This window comes from Niveibacterium terrae (genome assembly GCF_048213115.1).
GTDB classification, from domain to species: Bacteria; Pseudomonadota; Gammaproteobacteria; order Burkholderiales; family Rhodocyclaceae; genus Niveibacterium; species Niveibacterium terrae.
Genome location: NZ_CP172404.1, coordinates 3,230,364 through 3,244,993, shown reverse-complemented (window position 1 = coordinate 3,244,993; position 14,630 = coordinate 3,230,364). Strand labels below are relative to the sequence as shown.

16 protein-coding genes are annotated in these 14,630 nt (G+C 66.1%); 9 read left to right on the top strand and 7 right to left on the bottom strand.

Features of this window, described 5'->3' with window-relative positions:
• The first annotated feature begins 4 nt into the window (after window positions 1–4).
• From ACHFB9_RS15045 to ACHFB9_RS15025, 5 genes are read left to right on the top strand one after another with little or no spacing between them, the layout of a single operon-like run.
• Entirely contained in the window at window positions 5–262 is a 258-nt protein-coding gene (locus ACHFB9_RS15045; protein WP_417068222.1) for a BolA family protein, read from the top strand.
• Between the two features lie 49 nt (window positions 263–311).
• Window positions 312–1,562 (top strand): UDP-N-acetylglucosamine 1-carboxyvinyltransferase, encoded by a 1,251-nt coding sequence (gene murA / locus ACHFB9_RS15040; protein WP_417068220.1) that lies wholly within the window; start codon window positions 312–314, stop codon window positions 1,560–1,562.
• Window positions 1,562–2,215 carry an ATP phosphoribosyltransferase gene (gene hisG, locus ACHFB9_RS15035; RefSeq protein WP_417068218.1) on the top strand — a complete coding sequence of 218 codons (654 nt, stop codon included), beginning with the start codon at window positions 1,562–1,564 and terminating at the stop codon, window positions 2,213–2,215. The genes murA and hisG overlap by 1 nt, the downstream gene beginning before the upstream one ends.
• Window positions 2,212–3,516, top strand: coding sequence for a histidinol dehydrogenase (hisD, locus tag ACHFB9_RS15030; RefSeq protein WP_417068217.1), 1,305 nt, complete (start codon window positions 2,212–2,214; stop codon window positions 3,514–3,516). Before hisG ends, hisD begins: the two co-directional genes overlap by 4 nt.
• Window positions 3,513–3,863, top strand: a complete 351-nt coding sequence (locus tag ACHFB9_RS15025) for a hypothetical protein (RefSeq protein ID WP_417068215.1) — start codon at window positions 3,513–3,515, stop codon at window positions 3,861–3,863. The genes hisD and ACHFB9_RS15025 overlap by 4 nt, the downstream gene beginning before the upstream one ends.
• 71 nt (window positions 3,864–3,934) lie before the next feature.
• Here ACHFB9_RS15025 and ACHFB9_RS15020 read toward each other — a convergent pair whose 3' ends face one another.
• Entirely contained in the window at window positions 3,935–5,206 is a 1,272-nt protein-coding gene (locus ACHFB9_RS15020; RefSeq protein ID WP_417068213.1) for an O-acetylhomoserine aminocarboxypropyltransferase/cysteine synthase family protein, read from the bottom strand.
• 179 nt (window positions 5,207–5,385) lie between these two features.
• On the opposite strand from ACHFB9_RS15020, the gene rpsF reads away from it, so the two are divergent.
• From rpsF to rplI, 4 genes are read left to right on the top strand one after another with little or no spacing between them, the layout of a single operon-like run.
• A complete protein-coding gene (rpsF, locus tag ACHFB9_RS15015; RefSeq protein ID WP_417068212.1) occupies window positions 5,386–5,790 on the top strand; it encodes a 30S ribosomal protein S6 in 405 nt (134 codons plus the stop codon).
• Entirely contained in the window at window positions 5,790–6,137 is a 348-nt protein-coding gene (priB, locus tag ACHFB9_RS15010) for a primosomal replication protein N (RefSeq protein ID WP_417068210.1), read from the top strand. Before rpsF ends, priB begins: the two co-directional genes overlap by 1 nt.
• Complete coding sequence (gene rpsR, locus ACHFB9_RS15005; RefSeq protein WP_417068208.1) at window positions 6,109–6,384, top strand: 30S ribosomal protein S18; 276 nt, start codon at window positions 6,109–6,111, stop codon at window positions 6,382–6,384. The genes priB and rpsR overlap by 29 nt, the downstream gene beginning before the upstream one ends.
• A gap of 16 nt (window positions 6,385–6,400) precedes the next feature.
• On the top strand, window positions 6,401–6,850 hold the full coding sequence (gene rplI / locus ACHFB9_RS15000) for a 50S ribosomal protein L9 (protein ID WP_417068207.1): 450 nt from the start codon (window positions 6,401–6,403) through the stop codon (window positions 6,848–6,850).
• 322 nt (window positions 6,851–7,172) lie between these two features.
• Here the strand turns inward: rplI and ACHFB9_RS14995 are convergent, their stop codons facing one another.
• The 6 genes from ACHFB9_RS14995 to cobA all read right to left on the bottom strand — a co-directional run bounded on the left by ACHFB9_RS14995 (window position 7,173) and on the right by cobA (window position 14,498).
• Window positions 7,173–8,489, bottom strand: a complete 1,317-nt coding sequence (locus ACHFB9_RS14995) for an NAD(P)/FAD-dependent oxidoreductase (protein WP_417068205.1) — start codon at window positions 8,487–8,489, stop codon at window positions 7,173–7,175.
• 134 nt (window positions 8,490–8,623) lie between these two features.
• Window positions 8,624–9,913, bottom strand: coding sequence for a GH39 family glycosyl hydrolase (locus tag ACHFB9_RS14990; RefSeq protein ID WP_417068203.1), 1,290 nt, complete (start codon window positions 9,911–9,913; stop codon window positions 8,624–8,626).
• Window positions 9,914–10,038: 125 nt separating this feature from the next.
• On the bottom strand, window positions 10,039–10,821 hold the full coding sequence (nirC, locus tag ACHFB9_RS14985; protein WP_417068202.1) for a nitrite transporter NirC: 783 nt from the start codon (window positions 10,819–10,821) through the stop codon (window positions 10,039–10,041).
• Between the two features lies 1 nt (window position 10,822).
• Complete coding sequence (nirD, locus tag ACHFB9_RS14980) at window positions 10,823–11,167, bottom strand: nitrite reductase small subunit NirD (RefSeq protein ID WP_417068201.1); 345 nt, start codon at window positions 11,165–11,167, stop codon at window positions 10,823–10,825.
• Window positions 11,167–13,713: a nitrite reductase large subunit NirB gene (gene nirB, locus ACHFB9_RS14975; protein WP_417068200.1), complete on the bottom strand. Its 2,547-nt coding sequence runs from the start codon at window positions 13,711–13,713 to the stop codon at window positions 11,167–11,169. Before nirB ends, nirD begins: the two co-directional genes overlap by 1 nt.
• A complete protein-coding gene (gene cobA / locus ACHFB9_RS14970; protein ID WP_417068199.1) occupies window positions 13,710–14,498 on the bottom strand; it encodes a uroporphyrinogen-III C-methyltransferase in 789 nt (262 codons plus the stop codon). The genes nirB and cobA overlap by 4 nt, the downstream gene beginning before the upstream one ends.
• Window positions 14,499–14,630: the final 132 nt, after the last annotated feature.

The following is a 14,630-nucleotide window of genomic DNA, read 5'->3' as shown; positions in this document are numbered from 1 at the left end:
TGTGATGTTCCAGGCAGAAGAGATCGAAAGCTTGATCAAGCAGGGCATGGACTGCGAGTTCGCCCATGTGCTCGGCGACGACGGTGAGCATTTCACCGGCATCGTCGTCAGCCAGAGTTTCGAGGGCAAACCCCGGGTGCGCCAGCACCAGGCCGTTTATGCGACTCTGGGCTCCTTGATGGGCAACGAGATCCACGCTCTTCAGCTGCAGACCTTCACTCCGTCCGCCTGGGCCGAGTTCCGCGAGAAGATGGGTATCTGAATCCGTCCCGAATAACCGATTGCCCCGCCCAGGGGCTGGATTACCAAATATGCAAAAGCTTCTGATTTCCGGTGGTCGCCGCCTCGAAGGCGAGATCGCCATCTCCGGCGCCAAGAATGCCGCGCTGCCCATCCTCTGCGCGGCGCTGCTCAGCGCCGAACCTCTGGTGCTCAGCAACGTCCCCCAGCTCAACGACATCGCGACGATGCTCGGGCTGCTGGCCCAGATGGGCGTCAAGATCGAGCGCGACGGCGACAAGGTGACGCTGGATGCGAAGGCTCTGGACAAGCCCGAAGCGCCTTACGAGCTGGTCAAGACGATGCGCGCCGCGGTCCTCGTGCTCGGCCCTCTGGTTGCGCGGATGGGCAAGGCCCGCGTGTCCCTGCCCGGCGGCTGCGCGATCGGCGCGCGCCCGGTCGATCAGCACATCAAGGGTCTGACCGCGATGGGGGCCGAGATCGAAGTCGATCACGGCTATATCAACGCGCGCAGCGCCCGTCTCAAAGGGGTGCGGATCTTCACCGACATGGTGACCGTGACCGGTACCGAGAACCTGATGATGGCGGCCTGCCTGGCCAACGGCGAGACCGTGATCGAGAACGCCGCGCGCGAGCCGGAAGTCGTCGATCTGGCGAACTGCCTGAACGCGATGGGCGCGCAGATCTCCGGCGCCGGCACCGACGTGATCCGGATCCGTGGGGTTGAAAGCCTGCATGGCGCCAGCTATAGCGTGATGCCGGACCGGATCGAGACCGGAACCTATCTGTGCGCGGCGGCGGTGACGGGCGGCGACGTGCGCCTGACCGGCACCAGCGCGCATTACCTCGATGTCGTGATCGACAAGCTGATCGACGCGGGCTGCGAAGTCGAGACGGAGCGCAATGCAATCCGCCTGAAAGCGCCGTCCCGGCTCAAGGCCGTGAGCCTGCGCACCGCGCCTTACCCGGCTTTTCCGACCGACATGCAGGCCCAGTTCATGGCGCTGAACACGGTCGCCGAAGGCACGGCGATCATCCGCGAGACGATCTTCGAGAACCGCTTCATGCACGCGGTCGAGCTGGTTCGCCTCGGCGCGGACATCCGCATCGATGGCAATACCGCGATCGTGACCGGAGTGCCCAGACTCCAGGGCGCGACCGTGATGGCGACCGATCTGCGCGCTTCGGCGAGCCTGATCATCGCCGGCCTCGTCGCCGAAGGCGAAACCCTGATCGACCGCATCTATCACCTCGACCGTGGCTATGAACAGATCGAGGAAAAGCTGACTGCGCTGGGCGCACAAGTGAAACGAGTGAGCTGATGACCGAATTTGGAGGCATTACCCTGGCCCTGTCCAAGGGCCGGATATTCGAGGAAACGCTGCCGCTGCTCGCCGCCGCCGGCATCGTCCCGACCGAGGATCCCGAGACTTCGCGCAAGCTGATCCTCGCGACGAACCGGCCGGACGTGCGTCTCGTGATCATCCGCGCGACCGACACGCCGACCTATGTCCAGTACGGCGCTGCCGACATGGGCATCGCCGGCAAGGACGTGCTGATCGAGCACGGCGGCGCCGACCTCTACCAGCCTCTGGATCTGAATATCGCGAAGTGCCGGATGTGCGTGGCCGTCCCCCGGGGCTTCGACTACGAGGCCGCGGTGCGGCGGGGCGCGCGCATCCGCGTCGCGACCAAGTACATCCAGACCGCGCGCGATCACTTCGCGTCAAAGGGCATGCATGTCGACCTGATCAAGCTCTACGGATCGATGGAACTCGCGCCTCTGGTGGGACTGGCCGATGCGATCGTCGACCTGGTCTCGTCCGGCGGCACGCTGCGCGCGAACGGTCTGGTCGAAGTCGAGGACATCCTCGCGGTCAGCTCGCGTCTGATCGTCAATCAGGCGTCGCTGAAGCTCAAGCACGATCTGCTGCAACCCGTCATCGATGCCTTTGCCGGAGCCATCAAGCCATGAACCCGATCCTGCGCCTCTCCAGTAGCGACAGCGATTTCGACGCACGCCTGAAAAGCCTGCTCGCTTTCGAAGCGGCGCAGGACGAGAGCATCGAGCGCGCGGTCAGCGAGATCCTGACCGCGGTCCGCCTCGAAGGCGATGCCGCGGTGCTGGCCTATACGAAGCGCTTCGACAAGCTCGAAGCCGCAACGCTGGCCGATCTCGAACTCTCGCGCGTCGATCTCGACGCGGCGCTCGCGGGCCTGCCCGCCGAGCAGCGTTCGGCGCTCGAGGAAGCGGCGGCGCGCGTGCGCGCCTATCACGAGCGCCAGCTGATGCAGAGCTGGGACTATGTCGAGGAAGACGGAACCCGCCTCGGCCAGAAGGTCACGGCGCTCGATCGCGCCGGCCTCTACGTTCCCGGCGGCAAGGCTTCCTACCCCAGCTCGGTGCTGATGAATGCGATCCCGGCCAAGGTCGCGGGCGTCCGCGAGCTGATCATGGTCGTGCCGACGCCGCGTGGCGAGCGCAATCCTCTGGTGCTGGCCGCGGCCGCGGTCGCCGGCGTCGATCGCGTGTTCACGATTGGCGGAGCCCAGGCGATCGGCGCTCTGGCTTTCGGCACCGAAACGATTCCCCAGGTCGACAAGATCGTCGGCCCCGGCAACGCCTATGTCGCGGCCGCGAAACGCCGGGTCTTCGGCACCGTCGGCATCGACATGGTGGCCGGTCCCTCCGAAGTGCTGATCATCTCCGACGCGTCGGGCGATCCGGACTGGACTGCGATGGACCTCTTCGCCCAGGCCGAGCACGACGAATTGGCCCAGGCCATCCTGCTCTGCCCGGATGCCGGTTTCATCGAAAAGGTTGCCGAGTCGATCGCCCGGCTGCTGCCGGGCATGCCGCGTGCGGCGACGATCGCGGCGTCGCTAGCGCACCGCGGCGCGCTGATCCGGGTGCGCGACCTTGCCGAGGCCTGTGCGATCGCCAACCGGATCGCGCCCGAGCACCTTGAACTCGCCGTCGAAGATCCCGAGCCGCTGATCGCCCAGATCCATCACGCCGGGGCGATCTTCGCCGGCCACTGGTCGGTCGAGGCGCTGGGCGACTACTGCGCCGGCCCCAACCATGTGCTGCCGACTTCGCGCAGCGCCCGCTTTTCTTCGCCCTTGGGCGTCTATGACTTCCAGAAGCGCACTTCGCTGATCCGGATGTCGAAGGCCGGCGCCCAGCGCCTTGGCCGCGTCGCATCGACGCTGGCGCACGGCGAAGGGCTTCAGGCGCACGCGCGCTCGGCCGAGCTCAGAGTCGAGGCGAAGTGATCCGCTGCGCACCCTCTCCCGCCCGCAAGGAACAGATCTGGCGGGCCTGCGGGCTGATCGGCCTCATCCTCGCTCTGTGGTGGCTGGTTTTCGTCGTCCAGCAGTGGAGTCCACTGCTTATGGGCAGGCCGACCGTTCTGCTGTTCGGCGCAGCCCAGATGCTGACGACCGCAGCGTTCGCGATCGAACTCGTGCGGCGCGGGCAATCGGTTCGTGGGCTGCACATCGCGAGCCTGATCTGCGCTGCCTTTGCACTGATCGCCAGCAAGACGCCTCCGGTGGTCGCGATGGCGGTCTATGCGTCGCTGCTCTGGCTCGCGCTGCGCCTGGGCAAGGGGCGCCATTAGCCCGGGTTTGTTCGCAAGGAATCAACGAAAAGGCCGGATCAGACGATCCGGCCTTTTTGCTGGCGAAAAGCTCAGGCCGCGGCGAGGGCCTGGTCGAGGTCGGCGATCAGGTCGTCGACATGCTCGATGCCGATCGACAGGCGCACCGTGTCCAACGTGACGCCGGCCTTTTCGAGCTCCTCGGGCGAGAGCTGGCGGTGGGTCGTCGAGGCCGGGTGGCAGGCCAACGACTTCGCGTCGCCGATATTGACGAGGCGGGTGAAGAGCTTCAAGGCATCCTGGAAGCGCGCGCCGCCCTCGCGGCCGCCGTGCACGCCGAAAGTCAGGATGCCGGAAGGCCGTCCGCCCATGTACTTGACGGCCAGCGCGTGGTCGCGGTGATCGGGCAGGCCCGCGTAGTTGACCCAGTTCACCTTCGGATGCTGGGCGAGGAAGTGCGCGAGCTTCAGGCTGTTCTCGGTGATCCGGTCCATCCGCAGTGCCAGAGTCTCGATGCCCTGCAGGATCTGGAAGGAGTTGAACGGCGAGATCGCGGCTCCGGTGCAGCGCAGCGGCACGACGCGGGCGCGCGCGATGTAGGCCGCATCGCCCATCGCCTCCGTATAGACGACGCCGTGATAGGCGGGGTCCGGCTCGTTGAGGCGGCGGAAACGCTGCTTGTGCTCGCGCCACGGGAACTTGCCCGAATCGACGATCGCGCCGCCCAGCGAGGTGCCGTGCCCGCCCAGATACTTGGTCAGCGAATGGACGACGATGTCGGCGCCGAACTCGAAGGGGCGCAGCAGATACGGGGAGGGGACCGTGTTGTCGACGATCAGCGGGATGCCGTGCGCGTGCGCGACCGCCGCGATCGCTTCGATGTCGGTGATGTTGCCGAGCGGATTGCCGATCGATTCGACATAGATCGCCTTGGTGTGCTCGTCGATCAGCGCGGCGAAGCTGGCCGGATCGCGGTAGTCGGCAAAGCGGGTCGTGATCCCCGACTGGGGCAGCGTATGCGCGAAGAGCGTGAAAGTGCCGCCGTACAGCGTCGAAGCCGAGACGATGTTGTCGCCGGCTTCGGCGATCGTCTGGATCGCATAGGCGACCGCGGCGAGGCCGGAGGCGAGCGCCAGCGCGCCGATTCCGCCTTCGAGCGCGGCGACCCGCTTCTCGAGCACGTCGGTGGTCGGGTTCATGATCCGCGTATAGATGTTGCCGGCCACCTTCAGATCGAACAGGTCCGCGCCGTGCTGGGTGTCGTCAAAAGCATAGGACGTCGTCTGATAGATGGGCACGGCGGCCGCGTGGGTTGTCGGGTCGGGAGCGTATCCCGCATGCACGGCCAGGGTTTCGATCTTCATGGTTTCTCCGCAAGGCATCGAGGCGAACGGCGAAGTATAGGCGAGCCCGGCGCAGCAGCGTTTCGGGCTTGCGCGGGCTTGAAGGATTCCCAAGGGGAGTTTAGAATGCTCAGTTCCCTTGCCCCACCGGTTTCGCATGCCGGGGGGCTGTGTCTTAACTGCAACCGCAAGGAGCATCCATGCGACACTATGAAGTCGTATTCATCGTCCACCCGGACCAGTCCGAACAGGTCCCGGCGATGATCGAGCGCTACAAGGCGCTCGTCAGCCAGCACGGTGGTCAAATCCACCGTCTCGAAGACTGGGGACGCCGTCAGCTGGCCTACCCGATCCAGAAAGTTCACAAAGCGCACTATGTGCTGATGAACATCGAGACCGACAACGAATCGCTCGCCGAACTCGAACACGCGTTCAAGTTCAACGACGCCGTTCTGCGTCACCTGATCATCAAGACCAAGCATGCCGTGGCAACGCCGTCGCCGATGATGAAGGAAGAGAAGTCCAAGTCGCTGACTCCCGCTGCCGCTCCGGCTGCACCGGCTGCCGCCACCGAAGAAGCCAAGCCCGCCGAAACGCAGGCCTGATGCCTGTCGGCGAAGGGCTCAACACACTGGTTCTCGATGGCGAACCGACCGAAGTCGGTGCGCTGCGCAGAACCCCCGCGGGTGTCGCGATCCTCGAATTCCGGATTGCACATCTGTCCCGCCAGATCGAGGCGGGCCTGGAGCGGGAAGTGCGTTGCGAGCTCTCCGCGATGCTGGTTGGAGACGCTGCGCAGTCCGCGCAGAGCCTGCGACCAGGGCAAAAGCTTCGCCTCACCGGATTCCTCGCGGCGCGCAGTGCGCGTCACTCCGGACTGGTGATGCATGTGAATACGATCGAATTGTTGGAAGGAACTGAAAATGGCTTTCAGACCCAAGAAAAAAGATGACAAGAAGGGCGGCAACCGCCGCGGTGGCCTGTTCAAGCGCCGCAAGTTCTGCCGCTTCACCGCCGAAAAGGTCGAGGAAATCGACTACAAGGACATCGACGTCCTGAAGGAATTCATCACCGAAACCGGCAAGATCATGCCTGCCCGTATCACCGGGACCAAGGCCGGATATCAGCGCCAGCTGCAGGTCGCGATCAAGCGCGCCCGCTTCCTCGCGCTGCTGCCCTTCACCGACCTGCACCAATAAGGCCGGAGGACTCACCATGCAAATCATTCTGCTCGACAAGGTCATCAATCTCGGCAACCTCGGCGACGTGGTCAAGGTCAAGGACGGTTACGCGCGTAACTACCTGATCCCTCAAGGCCGCGCCCGCCGTGCGACCCCGGCCAACCTGGCTGCCTTCGAAGAACGCCGCGCTGAACTCGAACGTCTGGCCGCTGAAAAGCTGGCTGCCGCTCAGGAACAGGCCACCAAGGTCGACGGCCTGCTGGTTCAGATCACCCGCAAGGCTGGCGTCGATGGCCGCCTGTTCGGTTCGGTCACCAACGCCGACATCGCCGAAGCTCTGGTTGCCCAGGGCGTCGCGATCGAAAAGGCTGCCGTGCGCATGCCGGAAGGTCCGATCAAGACGATCGGCGACTTCCAGCTGCACCTGGCGCTGCACACCGACGTGATCGTCACGATCACCGTCTCGGTTCTCGGCGAACACTGATCCGCCTGAACTGAAAAAAAGCCCGCCGGTCGCGAGACCGGCGGGCTTTTTGTTTATGGGTAGCATTTTGGGCAAGGGCTGAGGCTCGGTGAAGACAAGATCAAAATCATCCTCACGCAGAGCCGCAGAGAAAATCAAGGGCTACAGCGCTTTCCGAGCAAAACCCCGGTTCATCCAGCCGCGAAACTCTACCGCTCGTCACTTTACGCTGAGCCGCGCCAGCTCAAGGCAGAGCCACGCATTCTGGGTGCCTTGATTCCGGGATGGTTCTCTCCGTGGCTCTGCGGCTCTGCGTGATACAGGTTTTGACTTGTGGCCAGCGTCAGTGCAGCTTGATGCGCGGGTTGCGGATCCGGTCGATCGCCTCGACCCAGGTCGCGAGCCAGGTCCGGAACATGCCGTTGATCGCGATCTGGTGCTTCTTGTGCAGCGACCAGTACATCCACTTCGCGAACATGCCTTCGATGAACAGGCTGCCGCTGCGGATTCCGCCCATCAGGCTGCCGACCGTGCTGTACTCGCCGAGCGAGACCAGCGAGCCGTGGTCGTGGTAGCGGAAGGGCAGCGCGGACTTGCCCGAGAGCAGCCGGGGCAGAGTCTTCGCGAGCAGCAGCGCCTGCTGGTGGGCGGCCTGGGCGCGCGGCGGCACGAGCTTGCCGCTGTCGTCGAGCGGGCAGGCTGCGCAGTCGCCCAGCGCGAAGATGGCCGGGTCGCGTGAGCTCCTCAGCGTTTTGTCGACGACCAGCTGGTTGGCCCGGTTGGTCTCCAGCCCCCCGATGTCGCGCAGGAAGTCGGGTGCCTTGATCCCCGCCGCCCAGACCGTCAGGCCGCTTGCGATCAGCTTGCCGCTGCCCATCTGCACGCCTTCGGGCGAGACCTGGACCACCTTCTCGTTGGTGTGGACGTCGATGTCGAGTTTCCGCAATTCGCGGGTGACCGCGGACGAGACCCGCTCGGGCAGTAGCGGCAGGATGCGCGGCGCGGCATCGACGATGACGATCTTGACGTCGCGCTCCGGGTGAAGGTTCTCGAGCCCGTAGCTGGTCATGATGCGGGTGCTCATGTGCAGCTCGGCCGCGAGCTCGACGCCGGTCGCCCCCCCGCCGATGATCGTGACCGTGAAACGGCCCTGCTCGGGGCGGGCGAGCTGGGCGCGCAGCGACGCGTCGATCAGCTTGCGCTGGAAGTGCAGCGCGGCCGGCGCGGAATCGAGGCTGATGCAGTGCTCCTTGGCGCCCGGCGTGCCGAAGTCGTTGGTCAGACTGCCCAGTGCGAAGACGAGGTAGTCGTAGCCGAGGCGGCTCTCGGGCAGCAGCTCTTCGCCTTCGAGGCTCAGCACCGGCGCGAGGTGGATTTCCTTCGCCGCGCGGTCGAGGCCGACCAGCTCGCCGAGCCGGAAGTGGAAGTGGTGGCGCACGCTCAGCGCGAGGTATTCGAGCTCGTCCGAGTGGCTGTCCAGAGTGCCGGCGGCGACCTGGTGCAGCAGCGGTTTCCAGACGTGGGTGCGCGAGCGGTCGACGAGCGTGATCTCGGCGCGTTCGGTCTTGCCGAGGGATTCGCCGAGTTTGACGGCGAGTTCGAGACCGCCTGCGCCTCCGCCGACGATCAGGATGCGGGGCTTTTTGCCGGTTTGCGTCACGGTGGGACCTTTCTTGTTCAGGCGCGGCGGAGCGGGCCGACGCGCGGTGTGGAACAAGCTAGACAGTCGCCGTGCGCAGGCGATCCCGGACCGCGATTGAATTTTGTGATGAAGCCATCAGGGCGGAGCCGGGTTCAGCGTTCGCTGCGCGAATAGCTGAGCAGGGTCATCGAGCGCGGCGGCAGCACGATTTTCTCGTGCCCCTGCTGCTCGACCATCGCTTCTTCGGCCTCGGCGAGCGCTGCGTCGAAGCCGCGCTGATGTTCGAGACGGTAGCCGGGCAGCGCGCTCTGCAGCGTCAGCGCCTCGGCCGTCGGATTGGTGACGAGAAGCTGCAGAGTATTGCCGTCGCGCGTCGCATGCAGCCACAGCGCGCGCTTGCTGCTGCGCACGGCGAGGAAATCGCCGCGCAGAGCCGCCAGCAAGCGGAAGGCGTACCAGCTCGGCCGCGCCGCGCCGGCCAGGTCGAGCAGGCCGTGCCCCCCCGTGCCCTGCAGCGCGAAGTACTGCGCCATCTCGGCGCCGCCCTCGTTGAGCCGCAGCGCGGTCTCGGCCGCCCACAGCGCGGCGACCTGATCGGCGATGTGCCGCGGCCGCTCGGTGCGCCAGGACAGCCCGTACTCGGTGACGCCGAAGCCGATCGCGCGTTGATGGCCCAGCGGGTTGCGGTGTGGATCGGCCCACAGCGCGCGCATCTGCGTGAGCGTGCGCGAGGCCTCGCTCGCGGTGGCCAGCGCGGCCTCGTCGCTCTTCTCTCCCTCGCTCGGGTAGATGTGCCAGGTCAGCACGTCGAGGACATCGCCGCAGCCGCGCACGAATCGCTCGATGAAGTCGTCGCGCGCCGGCAGCGAACCGGAGACAGCGGGACCGGCGATCCGTGCCTGCGGAGCGACCGCGCGGATCGCTGCCGCCTGGGCGCGGAAGACCGCGCAGTAGCGATCCGCGGTCCAGCTTGGATCGCCGCGCGTGACCGCATAGAGGTCGGGTTCGTTGCCGATCTCCCAGTACGGAACCGCGAGGCCGAGCGTTGCGCTGATCCGCACGGCCTGAGCGGCATCCTCGGGGCGGTTGTGGACGGGCTCGCCGCTCTTTCCCTGGAAGACCCGGGTCTGCACGAGCAGAGGCGGCTGGCCGAGCAGGCTGGCACCCGCCTTGGCGAGGGTCAGCGAGGTCTCGCTCAGATCGAACTCGTCGCCGATGTTGCCGGCCGGAAAGCGCAGCAGGGCCGGGGCGAGTTCGCGCAGTGGATCGCCGAATTCGGCCACTTGCATCCAGTTGCCGAAGTTGTAGCCGCGCAGCACGGTGGGCCTGACCGCGACGCCGAGCGCCTCGCCCAGTTGGAGGTCCGCCGCGGTGGCCGGTGTCGCGCCGAGGGCGAGACTACTCAGGATCACGGCAGGGAAGAAGCTGCGCAGCGAAAGCATGTTCGACCTCGTATGATAACGTTTTCAGCGCGCATGCTAGCTCTTCCCGGCAGGGCCAGACGATTGTGATGAGCGATGTTTGATGCAGATGAATCCAGGCCCATCAGGGCCTGGATTTCGGCGGATCAGTCGGTGCGGGCCGGGCGCTCGGCCTGCGGCGTCAGGTACCAGTAGCCGAGGCCCATGAACAGCACGCCGGCCACCGTGTTGCCGAGCGTGACCCAGAACAGGTTCCAGGCGATGCCGCCCAGCGTGAAGGCCGCGGAGTGCTGGCCGAACCACGACAGCGCGAACAGCGTCATGTTCGCGATCGAGTGCTCATAGCCCGACGCGATGAAGGCGAGCAGGCACCACCAGATCGCGATGAAGCGGCCCGCGCCTTCGCTCCTCAGGCTCATCCAGATCGCGAGGCAGACCAGCCAGTTGCAGAGCACACCGCGCGCGAACAGCGCGAGCGCCGGAGCCGTGGTCTTCGCCAGCGCGGCGCTGTGCACGAGGCTGTTCGCGTCGGGCAACAGCTTGCCGCCGCCGCCCAGCCAGAAGAGCCATGAGACCAGGATCGCGCCGAGCAGGTTGCCCAGCCAGGACTGCAGCAGCGTCAGCGCCGCCTGTCCCGCGCCGAGCGCGCCCTGCCGGACGCCGATCGCGAGCACCATCGTGTGCCCGGTGTAGAGCTCCGCGCCGGCGACGATGACCAGGGTCAGCGCGATGCCGAAGAAGGAGCCCATCACGAGCGGCCGCAGGCTGGGGTCGAGCAGGTTGCCCAGTGTGAAGATCAGGATGATGCCCAGGCCTACATAGGCTCCGGCCATCGCCGCACCGATCCAGAAGCCGATCGGGTTGCCACGGCGCAGCGCGAGGATGCGCGAGGCGTTGGCGACGCATTTGTTCAGGGTATCTGCAAACATCTCAACTCCTGGGGGAGGGGAGGGAATGGACGAGGACGCGGCCCGCTTCGACGCGCGTCGCAAAGCTCGCCCGCGAGCGCTCGGGGGCGTCCTGGCAGAGGCCGTCGCTGAGGCGGAAGAGCTGCTTCTTGAGCGGGCTCGCAACCCACAGCGCGTCGTCGTGTTCGACGATCAGGCCGCGCGAGAGCACGCTCGCCTCAAAGAAGGGGTCGATGTTGTCGAGCGCGAACACCGCGTCGTCGGTGCGGGGGCGAAACAGCGCCACCTGGTGTTTGCCGATCCGGGCGCAGACTCCGCTGCCCGGCACGATGTCCTCGATCCGGCACACTTCAATCCATTCGTTCATCACAGCTCTCCTTGCGTCAGCGAAGTTTCGAGGGCTCTCTCCTCGGGGCGGGCCGGGCGGATCTGACCGCGTTCGGCAACGAACTGGACCAGGGGGTCGTGGCCTGCGTCGTTGATGAAGTGCCGGAAGCGTTTGTGCTGGCCCTCGTCCGCGACCGTGCGCTGCCACTCGCAGGCATAGAGTGCGACGAGCTCGGCCAGGTCGGCTTCGAGCTGGGCGCCTATGCCCAGCTTGTCGGCGATCAGCACACCGCGCAGGTAGTCGATTCCGCCTTCCAGGTTGTCCAGCCAGCTCGCGGTGCGCTGCAGTTTGTCGGCGGTGCGGATGTAGAACATCATGAAGCGGTCGACGGTGCGGATCAGCGTCTCGCGATCGAGGTCCGCGGCGAGCAGGTCCGCGTGCCGGGGCTTCATGCCGCCATTGCCGCCGACATAGAGGTTCCAGCCCTTCTCGGTCGCGATGATGCCGACGTCCTTGCCCTGGGCTTCGGCGCACTCGCGGGTGCAGCCGGATACGCCGAACTTGATCTTGTGCGGGGAGCGGATGCCCTTGTAGCGGTTCTCGAGGAAGACGCCCAGCGCGGTGCTGTCCTGGACTCCGTAGCGGCACCAGGTGCTGCCGACACAGGTCTTGACCATGCGCAGCGCCTTCGCATAGGCCTGACCGGTCTCGAAGCCGGCCGCGATCAGCTCGCCCCAGATCGTCGGCAGATCCTCCTTGCGAGCGCCGAACAGGCCGATCCGCTGCGCTCCGGTGATCTTCGTGTAGAGGCCGTACTTGCGGGCCAGCGTCGCGACCGCGAGCAGGCCTTCCGGAGTCACCTCGCCGCCGGCCATCCGTGGGATCACCGAGTAAGTGCCGTCCTTCTGCATGTTGCCGAGGAAGACGTCGTTGGTGTCCTGCAGCGGCACTTTGTCCGCTTCGAGCACATAGCCGTTCCAGCAGGACGCGAGCAGCGAGCCGACCGCGGGTTTACAGATCTCGCAGCCATAGCCGTGGCCGTGGCGCTCCAGCAGCTCGGCGAAGCTCTTGATCCGGTTCGCGCGGATCAGGTGGTAGAGCTCCTGGCGCGAGTAGGGGAAGTGCTCGCACAGGTGGTTCTTGACCTCGATGCCGCGTTTCTTCAGTTCCGCATCGAGTAGCTGGGTCACCAGAGGCAGGCAGCCGCCGCAGCCGGTTCCGGCTTTGGTCTCGGCTTTCAGCGCCGCAACGCTGGTGTGCCCGGCCGCGATCGCTTCGACCAGACGGCCCTTGGAGACGTCGAAGCAGGAGCAGATCTGTGCCGAGTCGGGCAGCGATGCGATGCCCAGCGCCGGTTTCGCGCAGCCACCGCGCTCGGGCAGGATCAGGCTCTCGGGATGCTCGGGCAGCTCGACCGGGTTCAGCGCGAGCTGCAGCAGCTGACCATAGTCCTTCGTGTCGCCGACCAGCACCGCGCCGAGCAGCCTCTTGCCGTCATCGCTGACAACGATCTTCTTGTAAACGCCGCTGTTCTCGTCCAGATAGACGAACTTGCGGCTGTCCGGAGTGCGGCCCCGCGCATCGCCTATGCTGCCGACCTCGACGCCCAGCAGCTTCAGCTTTGCGCTCATGTCGGCGCCCGTGAACGAGGATTCCTTTCCGGTCAAGTGATCGACCGCGACCTGGGCCATCTTGTAGCCGGGCGCGACGAGGCCGAAGAAGCGGTCCTGCCAGGACGCGCATTCGCCGATCGCATAGATCGCCGGATCGGAGCTGCGGCAGTGTTCGTCGATCGCGATGCCGCCCCGCGCGCCGAGCGCGAGACCGCTCTCGCGGGCGAGCCGGTCCTGGGGGCGAACGCCGGCCGAGAACACAATGAAGTCGACTTCGAGCGATTCGCCATCGGCAAAGCGCAGCGTGTTGCGGGCCTCCTTGCCGCCCGCGACGATCTCGGTCGTGTTCCTACTGGTGTGGACGAAAACGCCCATCGCTTCAATCTTGCCGCGCAGCAGCTCACCGCCCTGTTCGTCGAGCTGCTCGGCCATCAGCACCGGCGCGAATTCGACGACATGGGTTTCGACGCCCAGCGCCTTGAGCGCTCCGGCCGCCTCCAGGCCCAGCAGGCCACCGCCGATCACGGCGCCGCGCCGGTTGCGCCGCGCGCAGGATTCGATTGAGCGCAGATCCTCGATGGTCCGGTAGGCGAAGCAGTAAGGGTTCTGCGTTCCCTTGATCGGCGGCACGAAGGGCGTCGAACCGGTCGCGAGGATCAGCTTGTCGTAGGGAAGATCGGGGATGTGGGCCGACGAGACCGTCTTCTTCGCCGGATCGATCCGGATTGCCCGCTCGCCGACCATCACCTTGATGCCGTGCTGCTCGTAGAAGCCCTCCTTGACCAGCGAGAGCTCCTCGACCGTGTGGTGCGAGAAGAAGGACGACAGGTGGACGCGGTCGTAGGCGAGCCGCGGTTCCTCGCAGAACACCGTGATCTCGTAGCGCGCGATCTGGGCCTTGTCGACCAGCGCTTCGAGGAAGCGGTGGCCGACCATGCCGTTGCCGATCACGACGAGCCGGGTCTTTTTCATTGAAACCTCCTGGATAGGATGGATGGATCAGAAATTCGTCTGGGGAAGGCTTCGCCGATCGCGTCACCGACCAGGATCACGGAGGGACTCGCGAAACCCTCGCTTGTTGCGGTTTCGGCGAGGCGGTCAAGGCGCGTCAGCGCGCGTCGCTCGCGTGCCGTGCTGGCCCATTCCACGATAGCGGCCGGAGTCGCCGCCGGCAGGTGCCGGTTCAGCGCCGCGGCGAGGCTTTCTATCCGGTTCATGCCCATGTAGATGACCAGCGTCGTCCCGGTCGCGGCCAGCGCGGCCCAGTCCGGTTCGCTCCCGTCGCGGGAATAGGCGGTCACGAAGCTCACGCCCTGGCAGTGATCCCGGTGCGTCAGCGACAGCCCCAGGCTCGCGGCGGCGGCGAAGCCCGAGCTGACCCCGTTCACGATCTCGAAAGCGATGCCGTACCCGGCGAGGTGCGCGATCTCCTCTCCGGCGCGGCCGAACAGCAGCGCTTCGCCCCCTTTGACGCGAACCACGCACAGGCCCAGATGCGCGCAGCGGCGCATCAGCCTCAGGATCGCTTCCTGGCGCGTGGACGGCCGGTGGCCGCGCTTGCCGACGCGGATCACGCGGGCGCGCGGCGCGAAGGCGCAGATCCCGGCGTCGACCAGTTCGTCGAGCAGCAACACGTCGGCTTCGGCGAGGCGCTTGACCGCTTTGAGCGTCAAGAGCTCCAGGTCGCCGGGGCCGGCGCTGAGCAGGATCACTTTTCCGCTGCGTTGCCGGGAGACGGGCTCGGTTGGGGCGCTCATGTTTCCTTTGGGCAAAAAAAAGGCGTCCTCTCCCGCGATCGGGAGGGGACGCCTTTGTCCGTGATGCCGGCCAGCCTTGGCCGAAAATCGTGTTCGTCAGTCCGGCACGCCGTTGCGCCGGACGAAGCTTGT

Coding starts and splice junctions, on each gene's coding strand:
- ACHFB9_RS15045 (WP_417068222.1), top strand. CDS start 5: ATGTTCCAGGCAGAAGAGATCGAAAGCTTGATCAAGCAGGGCATGGAC.
- murA (WP_417068220.1), top strand. CDS start 312: ATGCAAAAGCTTCTGATTTCCGGTGGTCGCCGCCTCGAAGGCGAGATC.
- hisG (WP_417068218.1), top strand. CDS start 1,562: ATGACCGAATTTGGAGGCATTACCCTGGCCCTGTCCAAGGGCCGGATA.
- hisD (WP_417068217.1), top strand. CDS start 2,212: ATGAACCCGATCCTGCGCCTCTCCAGTAGCGACAGCGATTTCGACGCA.
- ACHFB9_RS15020 (WP_417068213.1), bottom strand. CDS start 5,206: ATGAAGATCGAAACCCTGGCCGTGCATGCGGGATACGCTCCCGACCCG.
- rpsF (WP_417068212.1), top strand. CDS start 5,386: ATGCGACACTATGAAGTCGTATTCATCGTCCACCCGGACCAGTCCGAA.
- priB (WP_417068210.1), top strand. CDS start 5,790: ATGCCTGTCGGCGAAGGGCTCAACACACTGGTTCTCGATGGCGAACCG.
- rpsR (WP_417068208.1), top strand. CDS start 6,109: ATGGCTTTCAGACCCAAGAAAAAAGATGACAAGAAGGGCGGCAACCGC.
- rplI (WP_417068207.1), top strand. CDS start 6,401: ATGCAAATCATTCTGCTCGACAAGGTCATCAATCTCGGCAACCTCGGC.
- ACHFB9_RS14990 (WP_417068203.1), bottom strand. CDS start 9,913: ATGCTTTCGCTGCGCAGCTTCTTCCCTGCCGTGATCCTGAGTAGTCTC.
- nirC (WP_417068202.1), bottom strand. CDS start 10,821: ATGTTTGCAGATACCCTGAACAAATGCGTCGCCAACGCCTCGCGCATC.
- nirD (WP_417068201.1), bottom strand. CDS start 11,167: ATGAACGAATGGATTGAAGTGTGCCGGATCGAGGACATCGTGCCGGGC.
- nirB (WP_417068200.1), bottom strand. CDS start 13,713: ATGAAAAAGACCCGGCTCGTCGTGATCGGCAACGGCATGGTCGGCCAC.
- cobA (WP_417068199.1), bottom strand. CDS start 14,498: ATGAGCGCCCCAACCGAGCCCGTCTCCCGGCAACGCAGCGGAAAAGTG.